At 43.7% G+C, this 19,416-nt stretch carries 12 protein-coding genes, 8 tRNA genes and 3 rRNA genes; 1 reads left to right on the forward strand and 22 read right to left on the reverse strand.

The features are described 5' to 3' along the window. Positions 1 to 11: 11 nt before the first annotated feature. The 20 genes from ABFV83_RS16895 to ABFV83_RS16990 form a co-directional block, all read right to left on the reverse strand. Positions 12 to 84 (reverse strand) — tRNA-Lys (locus ABFV83_RS16895). Positions 85 to 87: 3 nt separating this feature from the next. Further along, positions 88 to 160 (reverse strand) — tRNA-Phe (locus ABFV83_RS16900). 48 nt (positions 161 to 208) lie between these two features. Next, a tRNA-Met gene (locus ABFV83_RS16905) sits at positions 209 to 282 on the reverse strand. Between the two features lie 46 nt (positions 283 to 328). Further along, a tRNA-Tyr gene (locus ABFV83_RS16910) sits at positions 329 to 410 on the reverse strand. Positions 411 to 431: 21 nt separating this feature from the next. Next, positions 432 to 504, reverse strand: a tRNA-Thr gene (locus tag ABFV83_RS16915). Positions 505 to 540: 36 nt separating this feature from the next. After that, a tRNA-Val gene (locus tag ABFV83_RS16920) sits at positions 541 to 613 on the reverse strand. Between the two features lie 23 nt (positions 614 to 636). Further along, positions 637 to 710, reverse strand: a tRNA-Asp gene (locus tag ABFV83_RS16925). Positions 711 to 800: 90 nt separating this feature from the next. Then, positions 801 to 3,693 (reverse strand): 23S ribosomal RNA (locus ABFV83_RS16930). A 468-nt stretch (positions 3,694 to 4,161) separates the two neighbouring features. Next, positions 4,162 to 4,279, reverse strand: a 5S ribosomal RNA gene (gene rrf, locus ABFV83_RS16935). 97 nt (positions 4,280 to 4,376) lie between these two features. Next, positions 4,377 to 5,908: ribosomal RNA gene (locus tag ABFV83_RS16940) — 16S ribosomal RNA — on the reverse strand. Together the 16S, 23S and 5S rRNA genes with 8 tRNA genes alongside form the textbook arrangement of a ribosomal RNA operon. A 373-nt stretch (positions 5,909 to 6,281) precedes the next feature. Then, positions 6,282 to 6,369 (reverse strand) — tRNA-Ser (locus ABFV83_RS16945). An 86-nt stretch (positions 6,370 to 6,455) separates the two neighbouring features. After that, positions 6,456 to 7,169, reverse strand: a complete 714-nt coding sequence (locus ABFV83_RS16950) for a lysophospholipid acyltransferase family protein (RefSeq protein WP_349945470.1) — start codon at positions 7,167 to 7,169, stop codon at positions 6,456 to 6,458. A gap of 6 nt (positions 7,170 to 7,175) precedes the next feature. Then, positions 7,176 to 7,727 carry a Fe-S-containing hydro-lyase gene (locus ABFV83_RS16955; protein WP_349945472.1) on the reverse strand — a complete coding sequence of 184 codons (552 nt, stop codon included), beginning with the start codon at positions 7,725 to 7,727 and terminating at the stop codon, positions 7,176 to 7,178. Positions 7,728 to 7,754: 27 nt separating this feature from the next. Next, on the reverse strand, positions 7,755 to 8,597 hold the full coding sequence (locus tag ABFV83_RS16960; protein ID WP_349945474.1) for a fumarate hydratase: 843 nt from the start codon (positions 8,595 to 8,597) through the stop codon (positions 7,755 to 7,757). A 181-nt stretch (positions 8,598 to 8,778) separates the two neighbouring features. After that, positions 8,779 to 9,210, reverse strand: coding sequence for an Rrf2 family transcriptional regulator (locus ABFV83_RS16965; protein WP_054741471.1), 432 nt, complete (start codon positions 9,208 to 9,210; stop codon positions 8,779 to 8,781). 193 nt (positions 9,211 to 9,403) lie between these two features. Next, positions 9,404 to 9,676, reverse strand: coding sequence for an HPr family phosphocarrier protein (locus tag ABFV83_RS16970; protein ID WP_349945475.1), 273 nt, complete (start codon positions 9,674 to 9,676; stop codon positions 9,404 to 9,406). A 13-nt stretch (positions 9,677 to 9,689) separates the two neighbouring features. Then, positions 9,690 to 11,126, reverse strand: a complete 1,437-nt coding sequence (locus ABFV83_RS16975) for a glycoside hydrolase family 1 protein (protein ID WP_349945477.1) — start codon at positions 11,124 to 11,126, stop codon at positions 9,690 to 9,692. Between the two features lie 32 nt (positions 11,127 to 11,158). Further along, positions 11,159 to 11,500, reverse strand: a complete 342-nt coding sequence (locus ABFV83_RS16980; protein ID WP_349945478.1) for a PTS lactose/cellobiose transporter subunit IIA — start codon at positions 11,498 to 11,500, stop codon at positions 11,159 to 11,161. A gap of 22 nt (positions 11,501 to 11,522) precedes the next feature. Continuing rightward, entirely contained in the window at positions 11,523 to 12,782 is a 1,260-nt protein-coding gene (locus tag ABFV83_RS16985; protein WP_349945480.1) for a PTS transporter subunit EIIC, read from the reverse strand. A 22-nt stretch (positions 12,783 to 12,804) separates the two neighbouring features. Continuing rightward, on the reverse strand, positions 12,805 to 13,110 hold the full coding sequence (locus ABFV83_RS16990; RefSeq protein ID WP_054741478.1) for a PTS lactose transporter subunit IIB: 306 nt from the start codon (positions 13,108 to 13,110) through the stop codon (positions 12,805 to 12,807). A gap of 226 nt (positions 13,111 to 13,336) precedes the next feature. Here ABFV83_RS16990 and ABFV83_RS16995 point away from each other — a divergent pair, with 226 nt between their 5' ends. Next, positions 13,337 to 15,256: a BglG family transcription antiterminator gene (locus ABFV83_RS16995; RefSeq protein WP_349945482.1), complete on the forward strand. Its 1,920-nt coding sequence runs from the start codon at positions 13,337 to 13,339 to the stop codon at positions 15,254 to 15,256. 78 nt (positions 15,257 to 15,334) lie between these two features. Here the strand turns inward: ABFV83_RS16995 and ABFV83_RS17000 are convergent, their stop codons facing one another. Beyond that, positions 15,335 to 16,651, reverse strand: coding sequence for a hemolysin family protein (locus ABFV83_RS17000; protein ID WP_349945484.1), 1,317 nt, complete (start codon positions 16,649 to 16,651; stop codon positions 15,335 to 15,337). Between the two features lie 190 nt (positions 16,652 to 16,841). After that, on the reverse strand, positions 16,842 to 19,403 hold the full coding sequence (gene gyrA, locus ABFV83_RS17005) for a DNA gyrase subunit A (protein WP_349945485.1): 2,562 nt from the start codon (positions 19,401 to 19,403) through the stop codon (positions 16,842 to 16,844). Positions 19,404 to 19,416 lie beyond the last annotated feature (13 nt).

A 19,416-nucleotide genomic window follows, 5' to 3' on the forward strand; every position in this document is an offset into this window, starting at 1 on the left:
AAGGCTTGTCCTGAGACACCGGGGACTCGAACCCCGGACAACTTGATTAAAAGTCAAGTGCTCTACCACCTGAGCTAGTATCCCATATGCCCAAAGCCGGAATCGAACCAGCGACACGAGGATTTTCAGTCCTCTGCTCTACCAACTGAGCTATCTGGGCTTATGTACTATCATTAGTACACGTTTTCTTAAAATTACTCAAAAAAAATTGCGGGGGCAGGATTTGAACCTGCGACCTTCGGGTTATGAGCCCGACGAGCTTCCAGACTGCTCCACCCCGCGTTATTTAATTATATTATATGCAGTGATTATGATTTTAATCACTAAATGGATGGAGATGGATTCGAACCATCGAAGCGTGTCGCAACAGATTTACAGTCTGCCCCCTTTGGCCACTCGGGAACCCATCCATATTTTATTAAAGTGATGCAAGCCGATGATCGGACTCGAACCGATAACCTGCTGATTACAAATCAGCTGCTCTGCCAATTGAGCCACATCGGCACAAATCTTTTCATGCGTGTTACTTGGCATACTGAATGGGACCTATAGGGCTCGAACCTATGACCCTCTGCTTGTAAGGCAGATGCTCTCCCAGCTGAGCTAAGATCCCATATACAAAATTCAGTTGTAAAACGACCCGGATGGGATTCGAACCCACGACCTCCGCCGTGACAGGGCGGCGCTCTAACCAGCTGAGCCACCAGGCCAAACCTTTTTGAAGGCTGTTGCATATACCCTCAAAACCACACATTGCTACATATCTATCTTCATCCGTTCTTCCTCTTACCTAAACCAACCTGGTTAAGCCCTCGACCTATTAGTGACAGTCAGCTCCACATGTTGCCATGCTTCCACCTCTGCCCTATCTACCTCGTCGTCTTCAAGGGGTCTTACTCTTGCGATGGGATATCTCATCTTGAGGGGGGCTTCACGCTTAGATGCCTTCAGCGTTTATCCCTTCCCGACTTGGCTACTCTGCCATGGCTTTGATAGCCAACAGATACACCAGAGGTCAGTCCATCCCGGTCCTCTCGTACTAAGGACAGCTCCTCTCAAATATCCTACGCCCACGCCGGATAGGGACCGAACTGTCTCACGACGTTCTGAACCCAGCTCGCGTACCGCTTTAATGGGCGAACAGCCCAACCCTTGGGACCTACTACAGCCCCAGGATGCGATGAGCCGACATCGAGGTGCCAAACCACTCCGTCGATGTGAACTCTTGGGAGTGATAAGCCTGTTATCCCCAGGGTAGCTTTTATCCGTTGAGCGATGGCAATCCCACTTTATACCACCGGATCACTAAGTCCTAGTTTCCTACCTGCTCCACCCGTCGGTGTCGCAGTCAAGCTCCCTTATGCCTTTGCACTCTTCGAATGGTTTCCGTCCATTCTGAGGGAACCTTTGAGCGCCTCCGATACCCTTTCGGAGGCGACCGCCCCAGTCAAACTCCCCGCCTGACATTGTCCCCCAGCCAGGTCATGGCTGCAGGTTAGAAATCCAATACCGCAAGGGTGGTATCCCAACATCGGCTCCACAGAGACTGGCGTCCCTGTTTCATAGCCTCCCACCTATCCTGTACATGCAGTACCGAATCCCAGTATCAAGCTGGAGTAAAGCTCCATGGGGTCTTTCCGTCCTGGCGCAGGTAACCAGCATCTTCACTGGTATTTCAATTTCACCGGGTGCATTGTTGAGACAGCGCTCAAATCATTACGCCTTTCGTGCGGGTCGGAACTTACCCGACAAGGAATTTCGCTACCTTAGGACCGTTATAGTTACGGCCGCCGTTTACTGGGGCTTAAATTCAGAGCTTCGCGTTGCCGCTAACCCCTCCTCGTAACCTTCCAGCACCGGGCAGGCGTCAGCCCATATACCTCACCTTTCGGTTTTGCATAGACCTGTGTTTTTGCTAAACAGTTGCTTGAGCCTATTCTCTGCGGCCTGGTTTCCCAGGCACCCCTTATCCCGAAGTTACGGGGTCATTTTGCCGAGTTCCTTAACAATGCTTCTCCCGCCGGCCTTAGGATTCTCTCCTCATCCACCTGTGTCGGTTTACGGTACGGGCACATATCACACAATAGCGGCTTTTCTTGACAGCCCCTACAAAGACTTCCCTACTTATGTTCGGTACGCGTCACACCTTCCTGTTGCTGGGCGGATTTGCCAGCCCAGCCAGTCCAGTGCTTGCCCCGGTCTTTTCATTCCCGGGTTCTTCTTCGGTTCTGTGTCCCCACAGTTCTGATGATATGCGGTACAGGAATTTCAACCTGTTGTCCATCGACTACGTCTTTCGACCTCGCCTTAGGCCCCGACTTACCCAGAGCAGATCAGCTTTACTCTGGAAACCTTAGATATTCGGCCTGGAGGATTCTCACCTCCATCTCGCTACTCATTCCGGCATTCTCTCTTCTTAACACTCCACATCTCCTTACGGTAATGCTTCTGTGCGTTAAGAATGCTCCTCTACCAATGTGTATGAATACACATTCCACAGCTTCGGTGTCGTGTTTCAGCCCCGGACATTTTCGGCGCAGGACCTCTCGACTAGTGAGCTATTACGCACTCTTTGAATGTGTGGCTGCTTCTAAGCCAACATCCTAGTTGTCTGTGAAATCCCACATCCTTTTCCACTTAACACGCACTTTGGGACCTTAGCTGGTGGTCTGGGCTCTTTCCCTTTTGACTACCCAACTTATCTCGTGCAGTCTGACTCCCGTACATCATCTGGCCGGCATTCGGAGTTTGATATTCTTTGGTAAGCTTTGACGCCCCCTAGGAAATTCAGTGCTCTACCTCCGGCAGACTAATACGAGGCTAGCCCTAAAGCTATTTCGAGGAGAACCAGCTATCTCCGGGTTCGATTGGAATTTCTCCCCTACCCACACCTCATCGCCACCCTTTTCAACGGATGTGCGTTCGGTCCTCCATTTCCTTTTACGGAAACTTCAACCTGGACATGGGTAGATCACCCGGTTTCGGGTCTACCTTTACTGACTCATTCGCCCTATTAAGACTTGGTTTCCCTTCGGCTCCACACCTTAAGTGCTTAACCTTGCCAGTAACGGTAACTCGCCGGACCGTTCTACAAAAAGTACGCGGTTCCACCTTTAACGTGGTTCCACAGCTTGTAAACACAGGGTTTCAGGTTCTCTTTCACTCCCCTCCCGGGGTCCTTTTCACCTTTCCTTCACAGTACTATGCGCTATCGGTCACTAAGTAGTATTTAGCCTTGGGGGGTGGTCCCCCCGAATTCCCACAAGGTTTCTCGTGTCTCGTGGTACTTTGGATCCTGCTCGCTGACTATTGCTTTCCCATACAAGGCTTTCACTTTCTATGGCCGGTCTTTCCAGGACCGTTCTGGTAACAAATCGTCTCACTTATTGCAGTCCATAACCCCAGTATGCACGCATACTGGTTTAGGCTCCTTCCATTTCGCTCGCCGCTACTTTGGAAATCGAGTTTTCTTTCTTTTCCTCCGGGTACTTAGATGTTTCAGTTCCCCGGGTTCCCGACGTATGGCTATTTATTCACCATACGACAACTGAGGTTTGCTCAGCTGGGTTTCCCCATTCAGATATCTCCGGATCAAAGGATATTTGCTCCTCCCCGAAGCTTTTCGCAGCTTATCACGTCTTTCATCGGCTCTTAGTGCCAAGGCATCCACCCTGTGCTCTTTATAGCTTAACCAATTCGATGTTCACCTGCGGGTGCGGGCTACTGATCTAAGATACATAGCGTTGTATCTCTGGTCTTAGGTTGTTATTTCACCGTACGTTACGGTTACTTTAACGAGTTTTGTTTGGTTACATCGTTCGATGTAACACCTCGGATGTCTTGATATTGTCTTTATACTTTGACATATAAAAACTTTATCTAGATATATTTCAATATGTGGTTTTCAAGGTACATACAAGATGTCATCAGAAGCATAATAAAACACTTCCTTTTGGCATCCTCTGACTGAAGTTTATCAGTCATTCGCTTGCTCGATGAATTCGAACCCACGAATCACTGGTAAAAACCAGCTATATAAAACAGCACTGCCCTGCTGAATCAGGTTAACACGTTCTTTAACACAGGCTTCGCTTTTCCCTCCGCCCATTGGAACATATCCGTTCTATATAAAACACTCTTCCGAGTGATTTTTTTTATGTAATCTGGCACCCACCTGCTCTCCCATGCCGTCTCCAGCATAGTACCATCGGCCGCTTAAGTCTTAACCATCGTGTTCGGGATGGGAACGGGTGTCTCCCCTAAGCGCATCGGCACCAGAAATCTTTTGTCTTTCTTGGTGTTTCTATTATTCTTTTTTATTTCTTTGAAAACCAAAGACTCAACAGTATATAAAACCCTTACTTCTTCTTCCTTAGAAAGGAGGTGATCCAGCCGCACCTTCCGATACGGCTACCTTGTTACGACTTCACCCCAGTTATCAGTCCCGCCTTCGGCAGCTCCCTCCTTACGGTTGGGTCACTGACTTCGGGCGTTACCAACTCCCATGGTGTGACGGGCGGTGTGTACAAGACCCGGGAACGTATTCACCGCGGCATTCTGATCCGCGATTACTAGCGATTCCAGCTTCATGTAGTCGAGTTGCAGACTACAATCCGAACTGAGACGTTATTTTTGGGGTTTGCTTAAGATCGCTCCTTTGCTTCCCTTTGTTTACGCCATTGTAGCACGTGTGTAGCCCAAATCATAAGGGGCATGATGATTTGACGTCATCCCCACCTTCCTCCAGGTTATCCCTGGCAGTCTCCCCAGAGTGCCCAGCTCTACCTGCTGGCTACTAAGGATAAGGGTTGCGCTCGTTGCGGGACTTAACCCAACATCTCACGACACGAGCTGACGACAACCATGCACCACCTGTCTGGAATGCCCCGTAGGGAAGGCCCCGTTACGGACCGGTCATTCCGATGTCAAGACTTGGTAAGGTTCTTCGCGTTGCTTCGAATTAAACCACATGCTCCACCGCTTGTGCGGGTCCCCGTCAATTCCTTTGAGTTTCATTCTTGCGAACGTACTCCCCAGGTGGAATACTTATTGCGTTAGCGGCGGCACCGAAGAGCTTTGCTCCCCAACACCTAGTATTCATCGTTTACGGCGTGGACTACCAGGGTATCTAATCCTGTTTGCTCCCCACGCTTTCGAGCCTCAACGTCAGTTACAGTCCAGTAAGCCGCCTTCGCCACTGGTGTTCCTCCTAATATCTACGCATTTCACCGCTACACTAGGAATTCCACTTACCTCTCCTGCACTCTAGCAACACAGTTTCCAAAGCAGTCCCGGGGTTGAGCCCCGGGCTTTCACTCCAGACTTGCATTGCCGTCTACGCTCCCTTTACACCCAGTAAATCCGGATAACGCTTGCCCCCTACGTATTACCGCGGCTGCTGGCACGTAGTTAGCCGGGGCTTCTTAGTCAGGTACCGTCATTTTCTTCCCTGCTGATAGAGCTTTACATACCGAAATACTTCTTCACTCACGCGGCGTCGCTGGATCAGGGTTTCCCCCATTGTCCAATATTCCCCACTGCTGCCTCCCGTAGGAGTTTGGGCCGTGTCTCAGTCCCAATGTGGCCGGTCACCCTCTCAGGTCGGCTACTGATCGTCGGCTTGGTGGGCCGTTACCTCACCAACTACCTAATCAGACGCGGGTCCATCTCATACCACCGGAGTTTTTCACACCGTACCATGCGGCACTGTGTGCTTATGCGGTATTAGCAGCCGTTTCCAACTGTTATCCCCCTGTATGAGGCAGGTTACCCACGCGTTACTCACCCGTCCGCCGCTCAGTCAATTCAAAATTCATCCGAAAACTTCATTTGAATTGCTTCGCTCGACTTGCATGTGTTAAGCACGCCGCCAGCGTTCATCCTGAGCCAGGATCGAACTCTCAAATTAAATGGTGTTCAATCCGGGGTCAAAATCAACTAACTAGCTAATTTATTTCCCGTTTTACTTGTTGTTTGGTTCGTATACAATTACTTGTATTCGTTCTGAATTTTCTCATTCAAAGTCATCAAACATGACTTGTTTTATTAGAATTTTCAGGGTTTTACATACTGTTCAATCTTCTGTTTTCAATGTTCTTTGTGTTGATCTGTCTTAACAGCAACTCGTTTATTCTATCACAGCGTTTCTGTTCTGTCAACACTTTTTTTATTTTCTTTTTTTCACTGTTTTTCGACAGCTGGTATATAGTATCACATCTTTATTACCATGTCAACTACTTTTTTTACTGCCTAGAAGGAAAAAATAATCATTTGGAAATGAGCGGAGAAAGAGGGATTTGAACCCTCGCGCCGGTTGCCCGACCTACACCCTTAGCAGGGGCGCCTCTTCGGCCTCTTGAGTATTTCTCCGTAGTTCATAGCTTCCATATGATGTGTCTATCAAAGAAAATCTTTTCCAGACGCATTGACAATTATACAAGATATATTTCGACTTGTCAACCTATTTTTAGATTTATTTCTTCCTGTATTTTGTCGTGTACCATTTCCGCAATCTGGATGGTTTTCATCTTCTGATAATCCTCTGCATAAACCGGCTTTAAGAAACAAACCTGCACAGTCTGTTTTCTGGAAGAGTTCTCATCAAAGGGTTTAAAACAGTCGATCAGTGCCACCGGCACAATGGGACATTTGGCATTTACAGCACTTTTAAAGGTTCCTCCCTTAAATGCCAGGAGTTTATTTCCCTCACGGCTGCGGGTCCCCTCTGGGAAGATCACAAAGTTCTTTCCCATCTTTACCTTTTCCGCCATCTTAGTTATGATTTCCATAGAAGCCCTGATGTCCTGACGGTCAATAGAAAAACCATCAAGGGCTTTGATTACCTGTTTTACTAATATAAGCCTGGCAGCTTCTTTTTTTACTACCACGCTAAAAGGACTGGGGCAGGCTTCCATAAGAGCCAGCACATCAAACAATCCCTGATGGTTTGGAAACAGGATAAAGCCATTTTCAGAAGGAAGATTCTCAACCCCCTGAACTTCTACCTTAATACGTCCTGTTCTGTTTACTGTTTTCACTACATGGCGGAGGTAATCATAGCGCTGCTCATCGCTGTGGGTATCTTTCGGAAGTCCCATCCTCCATATACGGTAAAACCATACGGGGACACGAAAAAGATTTCTTATTACCATATAAAAGATACGATTCATTTTTCTTTAATCCTCCCTGTATCTTTCTATGGCTGTTTCATATAAATTGTTTCCTTTGCTGTCTATGACAACCACCACTGGAAAGTCTTTGATTTCTAAACGCCTTATGGCCTCTGTTCCTAAATCCTCATAAGCAATTACTTCAGAGGCAAGGATGCATTTTGAAAGAAGAGCTCCGGCCCCTCCCACCGCAGCAAAGTAAACGGACTCGTTTCTTATGATAGCTTCGATGACTTCTTTGCTTCTTTTTCCTTTTCCTATCATTCCCCCCATTCCCATATCAAGAAGAAGGGGCGTGTACTTATCCATGCGGCTGGCCGTGGTCGGCCCTGCGGAACCGATGGGGCGTCCTTCCCTGGCCGGGGATGGGCCCATATAATAGATCATGTTTCCTTTTATATCAAATGGAAGACTTTCATTTTGGTCCAAAGCTTCTTTCATTCTTTTATGAGCGGCATCCCGGGCAGTATAAATAGTCCCAGTCAGATAAACATAATCCCCTGCACTCAAGCTTTTTGCATCTTCCCCGCTGATCCGTACTTTTATGTGATGATCCATGGTTTCCTCCATTCTTTGCTCCACTCATTATATAACTCTATGTGCATGCCTGTTTACATGACAGCATATATTAACTGCTACAGGCATTCCGGCTATGTGGGTCGGATAAGTTTCAATGTTTACGGCCAGGGCAGTAATCCTTCCTCCCAAACCCCCGGGTCCGATTCCAAGCTTGTTGATTTTTTCAAGCATCTCTGATTCCAGTTCCTTTATATAAGGAACACTGGACCGTTTCTCAATATCCCTGGTCAAAGCCTGCTTGGCTAACTGAGCACATTTTTCAAAGGTTCCGCCGATACCCACTCCAACGACCATAGGTGGGCATGCATTTGGCCCGGCTTCCTTAACGGCAGTTAATATGGAATCCTTTATTCCTTCTAATCCATCCGCAGGCTTTAACATGAATATGCGGCTCATGTTTTCACTTCCAAATCCTTTGGGAGCAACTGTAATATCAATCTTATCTCCGCTCACAACCTCATAATGGATGACCGCAGGGGTATTATCTTTTGTATTTATACGCTCCACCGGCTCCACAACAGATTTTCTCAAATAGCCTTCCCCATATCCTTCTCTTACTCCCTGATTAATTGCATCGGTAAGATTGCCGCCTTCTATATGTATGTCCTGCCCTATCTTTACAAAAATTACTGCCATCCCTGTATCCTGGCAGATAGGAATCATATCTTCCCCCGCAATTTTTAAGTTTTCCTTCAACTGACAGAGCACCTGTCTGCCAAGGGGAGAGGATTCTTCATCCACTGCCTTAAGAAATACCCTTTCCATATCATTTGACAGCACATGATTGGCCTCTATGCACATTTCTTTCACGTTCTTTGTTATTTCTTCAATTCTAACCGTTCTGATCATATATTCCTCCAGATATGCAGGTCCCTTTGTTTTATTTCATCATAAATGATTCTTATTGTGAAATCAAGTTCAAACACAAAATAAGGCAGGGAATGCTTTATTTATCATTCCCGGCCTTATTTAAAGGAAAATCGGTTCACTTAAAATCCATCCAACGGCTGGTTTGCTTTCATTAAGAAAATCATGCCTTAGAATCGAGGCGATTCCGAATCAGCTTTTCCTGAATATCTTTTATCGTGATTTCTTCCATTCTTCTTCTGCAAAGCTCATTTAAATCCCCATAAATTTCATCCATGACCCCTGACATTCCGGAAGCAATCATACAGGGGGTATCTACATTTCCGGATTTCCAGGAAGAAGATACAAAGGTAACATCCAAAGCATCACAAATGCTTCTTAAATTTACTTCAGAGGAATCTTTTGCAAAATGATAGCCGCCCTCCAGCCCTTCCTTTGTTGTGATGATTCCGGCCTTTTTTAATTTTGCCATCACTTTTCTTACCCGGGCAGGATTGGTGCATACATTGGAAGCCAGCTCTTCACTGGAAATGGTTGTCTTCCTCTGGTTTAAATAAACTACTCCATGAACCGCTACTGCAAACTCACTTGTCATACGAATCCCCTATTTCATAGGCATGGTTTTCTAAATGAAGTCAAACGAAATACCGACCTGACTTTGAAAATCAGCCGTTCGATGAGCCGTTAAGCAAATCGAACCTCATTTATCTGTAATTGATATAGTTTCAGTTTATATTTTATCAATTTGGCAGATCAATGTCAAGCGGACTTCCTTTACTTCATGGAATTCAGCAGCTTTTGGATAATCCAATTTTTACTATCATGTCTTTCAGCTCCTCAATCGCCTGGTTTTCATCATCTCCGGCAGCTGTTATTGTAACCTCCTCTTCCTGTCTGACTGCTAATCTCATAATAGCCAGAGGATTTTTCAGATCAGCTTCCATTTTTTCTTTTTTTAAGAAGAGATGACAGGTAAATTTCCTGGCCGCTGCTGCCAGATCTCCTGCCGGCCTGGCATGAATTCCCATTGCATCCTGAACTACAAATTCAAACTGCTTCACAAAGCACCTCCTGTTAAGCCAGATCTTCACCACCCGATGCAATCACTTTTTTCATCCATGCATAACTGTCCTTTTTGATTCTTTTTCCTGTTCCCTTTCCATAATCGTCATAATCTACATAAATAAAACCATAACGTTTGCTCATTTCGCTGGAAGAGCAGGAAACAATATCAATAGGACCCCATGCATAATAACCTCTTAGATCTACCCCGTCCCGGATGGCTTCCTTCATCTGTTCAATATGTGCCCGGAGATAATCCACTCTGTAGGAATCATGGATTTCTCCATTTTCTACTTCATCATAGTATCCCACTCCATTTTCAGTTATATAAATAGGCTTTTGATATCTGTCATAAAATTCATTTAATAAAATCCTGAGTCCAATGGGATCAATGGTCCAGCCCCACGGATTTGCCGGCAGCTGTTTATTCCTGTATACCTCATTCCCCTTCTCATAGCTTTCCTTTGAACATATCTGAGTATAATAATAAGAAAAAGAGAAAAAGTCAGCCGTATTTTTTAAATCCTCTTCATCTCCGTCTTCAAATGTAAGCTTAATATTCCAGTCTTCAAAAAAACGGAATGCATAGCCGGGATAATATCCCCGAAGCAATACGTCGGCAAAAAAATACTCCATTTGATTATGCTTCAATGCAGCCAACACATCCTCGGACTTACATGTAGCAGCATATTCCGGCCCGCCGCACAGCATCATGCCAATCTGCATCTCAGGATATTTTTCATGGGCATATTTTGTGGCCCTGGCACATGCAACCATCTCATGATGAACTGCCTGATATTTTGCAGAAAGAAGGTCATCAACCGTATCTTCTGCAATTCCAAGGTGATTAAATGACTCATGACCAATTAAGTTAATCTGATTGACAATAATCCAGTACTTCACCTTACCGGAATACCGGTCAAATACTGTTTTGCAGTACTTTACAAAAAAATCAATGGTTTCTCTGGAATACCAGCCCTGGTATGCAGTGGTTAAATGAAGGGGCATTTCATAATGGGAAATGGTGATCATTGGCTCCATGCCGTTTTTAATGATCTCATCAAATAACTTATCATAAAATTCAAGGCCTTTTTCATTTGGCTGTCCATCATCTCCCTTTGGAAAGATTCTGGACCAGTTAATGGAAGTTCTGAATGTCTTTAGTCCCAGATCAGCCAGTATTTTTAAATCCTCAGGATAGGTATGGTAAAAATCAATGCCTCTCCTTTTGGGAAATTTTTTATCACTGCTTTCTAAGGCTTCTTCTATATATGCTCTGGTTATTTCCCCATTGGAACGCTTTTCAATGGGAAGATCCTTTTGAAACTCATTAATATCTGCCAGGCAAAGACCCTTGCCATCCAGGTCATAAGCTCCCTCCAGCTGATTTGCCGCCACAGCACCTCCCCACATGAAATCTGATGGGAAGCCTTTTGGTACTTTCTTCATGATATTCTCCTTTCCTTTCTGATTTTAATGGTTTATTCCTGATTTTCCAAGCGTATCAAACGCTTTTCCCAATTTTCAAAGATTTTGATCATTTGTTTTGCAATATTGATTTCACTGTATATGGTCATTAATGTATCCTGTGCATGGGCGAAAATCAATGAATACTCTGCTTTTTCTCCTCTGGTTTCTCCCTGGATGGCATCTGTCTGGATCCGATGTGCTTCTGTAATCTTTTTCTGTGCTTCCTTCATCTTTTCATTTGCCGAAATAAAATCCTGGTCAGCAATGGCTGTCAATGCTTCCTTGCACAGTAAGCGTGCATCTCCCGCATTCATAATAATGCTCATTGCAGATTCTAGTGTTTTTTCATCCATTTTTATCACCCTTCTTATTATTCTACTTCTTTTCCGCTGCTTTTTTCTCAACTTCTACTTCCTGGCTGTCATATATACGGAAGAATGGATACCATATTACGGTTGAAAGCAATGCACATACAGCCATTAAAATAATACCTTTGATACTTCCCGTTGTCAGCCATGTGGAAATGGGGAATGGACAATACCACATATCAAAAACCCTTGTTGGAATAGGTGCAAATGGAATTACCTTTGTAAAAATCCAGACTACTGTAGGAAGTACGATCCCAATCAGCCACATAGGGATCATCATAATGGGATTCCATGCAATACATCCGAATACTACCGGCTCATTAATATTAAAAATTGCAGGGGCTAAACAGGCGCGTCCCAATGCCCTTAATTTATTGCTTTTTGCAAATATGAGCATAATAACCAACGGCAATGTACAGCCGATTCCGCCGATCCATAGATAAGCAGAATATACCGTAGGATCAGTGACCAGATTCAAAGTCTCATGGGTAGCTGTTCCGGCCGCTGCCATACTTACATTAGCAGTAATAGCCATAAGCATTGCCGGTTTATAAACCGGTGTAAGAACCCAGCTTGAAATTCCCATAGAATATAAAAAGCAAACAAGAAAAAGGGCAAGGGCAAATCCCCATGGGGTCTGCATTATATTGGAGATCGGCATAAATAACGCCAGCAGAATATTATAAAGATCAATTCCAAGCAGATCTACCAAAACCCAGAGGGAACAAACAACAATACCAATCGGCAGCATGGAATCAAACCATGCCCTGACAAAATCCGGAATCACAGAATCCTCTTTAAAAAATGAGAACTTCCCGAAAATTCCCATTATAAAACCCGTGAAGACACCTGCGGTAATCGCTACAAACATGCCTCCGGCGCCTAAAGATGCATGGGAAAACCCTGGCACACCATCTTTGATCACCTGGGGAGAAATAATAATTAAAAATGCTACTACACCGGTAAGCGCCGCAATGATCCTTTGCTTGCGCAGACGCTTTTTTTCCATTAAATTAAATGGTATTAAAAATGCAATGAACAATGACAACAATCCCATTGTCCAGCCAAACGGTGTCCAGAAATTTGGCCACCAGTCCCAGCCGAACACTTCTCCCGGAACAGTTAAAAAACAAAATATTGATCCTAACAAAATAAACGGGAGCACCTGCATGATAGAATCTTTTAAGGTCGTAACCCAGACATTGTTATTAATTTTATTCATTTTCGGTGCAAAACTGTGCTCTAACCAATGAATTAACTGTTTCATTTTTCTCCTCCTCCTTATTCCCTCAGCTCATTTCGCCAAGCAAATGATCCAGGGCCATTTCTCCATTTAATGTAGAATAATATTCCGGCTTCATTAAGATAACCTTCACATCCTTTCCGCCTGTATATTCTTCAATTTCATCCAGAATATAAGCCAGGTGAGGTCCTACCATAAGAGCATCAATTTCATCAATATAGTTCTCAATTTCACTTTCCCCTCTGGCCTTTACATTGATCTCCACTTTTCTTGCGGCCACTGCCTTTCTAATATTAGCTGCCATAAACCCGGAACTTGCACCGGATCCGCAAACAAGTAAAACATTTAACATAAATAAAATCCTCCTTTATCTGTATACTATGGTTTATGAGAAGCAGTCTGTATCCCCTCATAAAAAGACGGTGAAAACATATTTTAGTTTTCATGATTTATTTGATGTATTCATTATGACTTTTTTTTATTTATAATTCCACCAGACATTTGCACCCTCCATGTGCAAATGTCTGGTGGAATAATCCTTTCTATACTCTTATAATAGACAGAAGGAGGATTTTACTATGGGGCCAAAACTATTAAAATTAATTCGTATTATGTTGATGCATACAAACGAAATGACTGCTTCTGCTTTAGCTGCTGAAATGGGGGTATCGGAACGCAGCATTAAAAATTACATTTCAGAAATCAATGACAACCATCCTCAGACCATCCGCTCTTCCAGGAAGGGGTATTCGATCCAGGCGGAGGCCGGAAGAAAAATATTAAATGATTCCGGAACTCACATTCCCCAGTCCTCTCAGGAAAGAATGGTTTATATTATCAATCTTTTAATCAAACAGGAAGCCGGCATTGACGCATACGATTTATGCGATACCATATACATCAGCTACTCCACTTTAAAAAATGAACTGGGAGCTGTAAAAAAGAAGCTGAACCAGTTTGATTTAAAGCTTGTGAACCAAAAGGACAATTTGTCCATTGAGGGACTGGAAAAAAACAAACGCCGTCTGCTAAGCTCTATTTTATACGATGAATCCAACATTAACTTTGTAAGCCTGAAAACCATACAGCATGTTTTTCCTGATATTGAAATTGAATATATTAAAAATACATTGCTGAATATTTTTGATAAATACCAATATTTTGTCAATGACTATTCTCTGATCAATATTGTTCTGCACATCACCATAGCCATTGACAGAATCAAAAATCACAATATCAATACTCAGGATGTGAAAGAGCTGGTACAGATACGGCATCACGAATATGAGCTGGCAAGCCAGGTAACGAAAGAATTGGAAGATCATTTTCATATCATATATAGTGAAGCGGAAATATATGAACTTGCTCTTCTGCTGATTTCCAGAGCCACCACCATTGATTATAAAAGCATAACCACTGCTAATTTAGAGGACTTTATCGGCAAGGAATGCTTTGACCTGGTGGAGGAGATGATCCAGTCAGTCAATGCCTATTACTATATTGATCTATCGGAACCTGAATTCCTGATCCGGTTTGCCATTCATATTAGAAATTTACTTCAAAGATCAAAGAACCAGCAATTTTCAAAAAATCCTTTAACCGAAGAAATTAAAACTTCCTGTCCATTGATTTATGATGTCTCCGTATATTTATCCGGAATCATCAAAGACCGTACAGGGATCATCATTAATGACGATGAAATTGCATATATCACCTTTCACCTGGGGAGCACTCTGGAAGCTCAAAAAAGCCTTAATAAAAAAGTGACTGCTGTTTTATACTGCCCGAACTATTATGATTTAAATATACGTCTGACAGATACCATCAATCAGCACTTCTCCTGTGAGATGCTGATAACCAACATCATAACGGATGATACTTTACTGGAACAGGTTCCTAAATGTGATTTTATTATGTCTACGGTACCGCTTCACGGCTATTATGGAATGGATATTGTCCATATCGGAATGTTTTTTACGGATAAGGATATTTCTGTGATCAGAAATAAAATTACATCCGTAAGAATCAATAAAAGAAAAGCGACCTTTAAGAATTATCTGGAACTTCTGATTATTCCTGAATTTTTTGAAAGAAGAAATGATTTAAAAACAGAAAGGGATGCAATCGAATATATGGCTGGTAAAATGCACCGGATGGGTTATGTAAACGAAACATTCCGGGAAGATATCTACATGCGTGAAAAACTTTCTTCCACCGCTTTTTATGATTTTGCAATCCCCCATGCAATGAAAATGCACGCAGAAAAAACCGGGCTTAACATATTAATTTCTGATTCACCTGTCTCATGGAACGGAAAGCCCGTTTCCTTAATAATCATGATGTGTTTTAACAAGAATGACCGGTACATTTTTAATGAAATTTTTGAGCCTCTTACCATGATGCTCACTGACAGGGAATTGATTAAAAAACTGATCCAGGTCAAAGACCATGAAACCTTTATTCAAATGCTGACCGATAACCTGGAAGTCACCTTCTAGTACAGATTTCACAGCCGCTCATAAAAAAAGTTGTCCTGGCTTTTTAAGCTGGACAACTTTTTTATGGGTATTTTAAAATTACTTATCCTTTATCCGGACAATCGCACTCTTTATTACTTTATCATCCATTTCTGAAATGGAATAATGATTTTTTTCATCCTCCAGCTCCAATGGAAGCTGAGATTTCATTGGAATATAACCAAGTATTTCGATCAGATATCCTGACAATGTATCGCAGGAGCTTTCTATTTCCTCATGAAGCACCTCATCTAAATCATACAGGGAAATACTTCCTGCCGCTTTATAGACATTAGGTTCTACTTCTATCAGTTCCGGCTCCCAATCATCATATTCATCCGGAATATCTCCTACAATTTCTTCTATCAGATCCTCCATGGTGATAAGACCGGAAACACCTCCGTATTCATCTACCAGGATGGCCATTTTGGTCTTACTTTTTTTCATTTCCAGAAATAAATCATCTGTCTTTTTATTTTCCGGTATAAAATAAGGCTTCTGCATGATGGTACGGATATCGATACCCGCCTGATCATACTTATTCATTTCAATGATAAAGTCCTTCATGGACAAAATACCGATAATATTATCAATCTCTTCTTCATAAACCGGAATTCTGGAATGTCTGCTGTCCAATATCTCATTAAGGACCAGCTCCATGGGCTTTTTGATATCCACTGCCACCATATCCTGTCTGGGGGTCATGATTTCTCTGGCTCTTTTATCATCAAAGAGAAAAATAGAAGTGATCATATCCTCTTCGATTTTATTGAACACACCGCTTTCCCGCCCCATCTGAAGCATGGAACGGATTTCTTCCTCAGAAATTTCTTCCTCCAGATTATCTGACTTCATACCAAGAAGCTTTAAGATTCCATTGGTTGACATAGAAAGAAGCTTGATGAATGGAGCCATGGCTTTTGATACGGTGTAAATAGGGCGTACAGCGAATAAGCTGAACCATTCTGCCTTTTGCAGCGCAATCCGTTTCGGAACCAGTTCTCCAAAGACCAGGTTAAAATAAGACAGGATAATGGTTACTGTCACCATGGCAATACTCCGGCTGTAGGGGATTCCCAAAGCCAGCATCTTTCCTCCCAATACCTGTGAAATTCCTGTTGCCGCCGATGCACTGGAAAAGAAACCGGCAAAGGTTATGGCTACCTGGATGGTTGAAAGAAAACCGGTCGAATCCTCGGAAAGCTTTTGAATCAGGGCTGCCTTCTTATTTCCGCCGTCAGCCAGCATTCGGATCCTGTTTTTGTTGACTGATACTACAGCCATTTCTGCTCCTGCGAAGAACGCATTCATTAAGGTCAAAGCAATTAATAATAATATCTGTGCGGCTATCTGCGCCGCGCCTGGGTCACTGTCCAAGCTGGTATTCCTCCTTTTTTAGGACATGTTCGTCCATGCAGGATTTTCCTGCTAAATTTCAATAAAGAAAAGACTTTGGATGCAGTAAAGTTAATATAGCTGCATTCAAAGTCTTTTACTGCTGATTATTGATAGTACATATTATAATATAAAAAATTATATATTACCATATCATTGGTGTTAAAATTTTTTATTTTTCTTCAGGAGCTTCTTCATTTTCAGCGATCTCTTCAGGAATCTCTTCATCCTCCATATCCAGTTCTTCCATGCCTTCACCGTCGGACTTGCTGCCGTCATCCCGTACCTTGGCAATGCTTGCAACACTGATATCAGACTCCTGGTCAATATTCATCAGCTTCACTCCGGAAGTGTTCCTGCCTATAACAGAGATATCATTGACAGAAATACGGATCACGATGCCTTCCGTTGTGATCAGAAGGAGGTCATGGTCATCCTCAACTAACTTGGCTCCCACAATATCTCCTGTCTTTTCTGTGATCTTATAGCACAGAACACCCTTTCCGCCTCTCCTCTGAGGAGTAAATTCTTCAATTGGGGTACGTTTGCCCATACCGTTGGCAGATACGATCAAAAGCTTTGGTCCCTGGGATTCCATCTGCATGCCGATAACCTGGTCATCATCATTGAACTTCATACCGATAACACCCATGGATACACGGCCTGTTATACGGACATCCTTTTCATGGAACCGGATGCACTGGCCCTTTTTCGTTACCAGGAAAATATCCTTTGTATCGTCGGTTGCCTTAACCTCAATCAGTTCATCATTTTCCCGAAGGACAATGGCTTGGAGACCGTTCTTACGGACATTGGCATATTCCATCATCGGTGTTTTCTTTACCATTCCGTTTTTGGTTGCCATGAATAGGAACTTATCATCGTCGTATTCCTTCATAGGGATGATAGCTGTAATGCTCTCACCTGGAAGCATCTGCAGAAGGTTTACAATTGCGGTTCCTCTGGAGGTTCTGCTTCCTTCCGGAATCATATAGGTTTTTAACCGGTAAACACGGCCTGTATTGGTAAAGAACATCAGGTAATGATGGGTTGTTGTCATCATCAGGTCTTCGATGTAATCCTGGTCAATGGTCTGCATTCCCTTGATTCCCCTGCCGCCCCGGTTCTGGTTCTTGAAGTTGTCAATCGACATCCTCTTAATGTATCCCAGTTTCGTCATGGCGACTATGGTGCTTTCATCAGGAATCAAGTCTTCCATGGACATATCGTATTCATCAAAGCCGATGGAGGTTCTTCTGTCATCTCCATACTTTGCAGAAATGATGGATATTTCCTCCTTGATCACTGCTAAAAGCTTTTTCTCATCAGCAAGGATGGCTTTTAATTCTGCAATCCTGGCTTCCAGCTCCCTGAATTCGTTCTCAAGCTTTTCTCTTTCCAGACCGGTAAGAGCTCTCAAACGCATATCCACAATTGCCTGGGACTGGACATCGCTTAAGCCGAAACGGCTCATAAGTTCTGCCTTGGCTGTCTGGACATTTGCCGAACCGCGGATGATCCTGATGACTTCGTCAATATTATCTAAAGCAATGAGCAAGCCTTGCAAAATATGGGCTCTTTCTTCCGCCTTATTCAAATCGTAACGGATTCTTCTGGTAACTACTTCCTTCTGATGATCCAGATAATAATTTAACATCTGAAGGATGTTTAACACCTTTGGCTCCAGAACGCCGGAACTGTTTTTAACAAGGGCAAGCATGATCACGCCAAAGGTATCCTGAAGCTGGGTATGCTTGATCAACTGATTAAGTATTACATTGGCATTGGCATCCCGGCGAAGCTCAATACAGATTCTCATTCCGGTACGGTCAGACTCATCTCGTAAGTCGGTAATACCGTCTATTTTCTTATCCTTTACAAGTTCTGCGACTTTTTCAATGAGACGGGCCTTATTAACCATGTATGGAAGCTCGGTAACAATAATCCGGCTTTTTCCGTTTGCCATAGCCTCAATATCGCTGACACCCCTGACACGGATTTTTCCTCTTCCTGTGCGGTATGCTTCTTCAATTCCCCGTTTTCCGAGGATGGTTGCTCCGGTTGGGAAGTCAGGCCCTTTGATGATTTCAAGGATCTCCTCCATGGTGGTTTCTCTGTTTTCTTCCACCTGGTTGTCAATAATATGAACGACCGCATTGATGACCTCTCTCAAGTTGTGAGGAGGGATGTTGGTAGCCATACCAACAGCAATGCCTGAGGTACCATTTACCAAAAGATTGGGGTAACGGGCCGGAAGGACATCCGGTTCCCTCTCTGTCTCATCAAAGTTGGGGCTGAAATCAACGGTATCTTTGTTGATATCCGCAAGCATCTCCATGGAAATCTTACTTAAGCGGGCTTCCGTATATCGCATGGCAGCCGCGCCGTCTCCATCCACGGAACCGAAGTTTCCATGGCCATCCACCAACGGATATCTGGTAGACCACTCCTGTGCCAGATTCACCAGGGCTCCGTAAATGGAGCTGTCGCCATGGGGATGGTATTTACCCATGGTATCACCGACGATACGGGCACATTTACGGTGTGGTTTATCCGGACCGTTGTTGAGTTCGATCATGGAATACAGGACTCTACGCTGAACCGGCTTTAAACCGTCTCTTACATCAGGCAGGGCTCTGGAAACAATGACGCTCATGGCATAATCGATATACGATTTTTCCATGGTCTTTTTTAGGTCCACATCATGAACTTTATCAAAGATATTTGGTTCCATTTTATTTCCTCCA

The organism is Lacrimispora sp. BS-2 (assembly GCF_040207125.1).
Lineage (GTDB): Bacteria > Bacillota > Clostridia > Lachnospirales > Lachnospiraceae > Lacrimispora.

Coding starts and splice junctions, on each gene's coding strand:
- ABFV83_RS16950 (WP_349945470.1), bottom strand. CDS start 7,169: ATGAATCGTATCTTTTATATGGTAATAAGAAATCTTTTTCGTGTCCCC.
- ABFV83_RS16955 (WP_349945472.1), bottom strand. CDS start 7,727: ATGGATCATCACATAAAAGTACGGATCAGCGGGGAAGATGCAAAAAGC.
- ABFV83_RS16960 (WP_349945474.1), bottom strand. CDS start 8,597: ATGATCAGAACGGTTAGAATTGAAGAAATAACAAAGAACGTGAAAGAA.
- ABFV83_RS16965 (WP_054741471.1), bottom strand. CDS start 9,210: ATGACAAGTGAGTTTGCAGTAGCGGTTCATGGAGTAGTTTATTTAAAC.
- ABFV83_RS16975 (WP_349945477.1), bottom strand. CDS start 11,126: ATGAAGAAAGTACCAAAAGGCTTCCCATCAGATTTCATGTGGGGAGGT.
- ABFV83_RS16980 (WP_349945478.1), bottom strand. CDS start 11,500: ATGGATGAAAAAACACTAGAATCTGCAATGAGCATTATTATGAATGCG.
- ABFV83_RS16985 (WP_349945480.1), bottom strand. CDS start 12,782: ATGAAACAGTTAATTCATTGGTTAGAGCACAGTTTTGCACCGAAAATG.
- ABFV83_RS16990 (WP_054741478.1), bottom strand. CDS start 13,110: ATGTTAAATGTTTTACTTGTTTGCGGATCCGGTGCAAGTTCCGGGTTT.
- ABFV83_RS16995 (WP_349945482.1), top strand. CDS start 13,337: ATGGGGCCAAAACTATTAAAATTAATTCGTATTATGTTGATGCATACA.
- gyrA (WP_349945485.1), bottom strand. CDS start 19,403: ATGGAACCAAATATCTTTGATAAAGTTCATGATGTGGACCTAAAAAAG.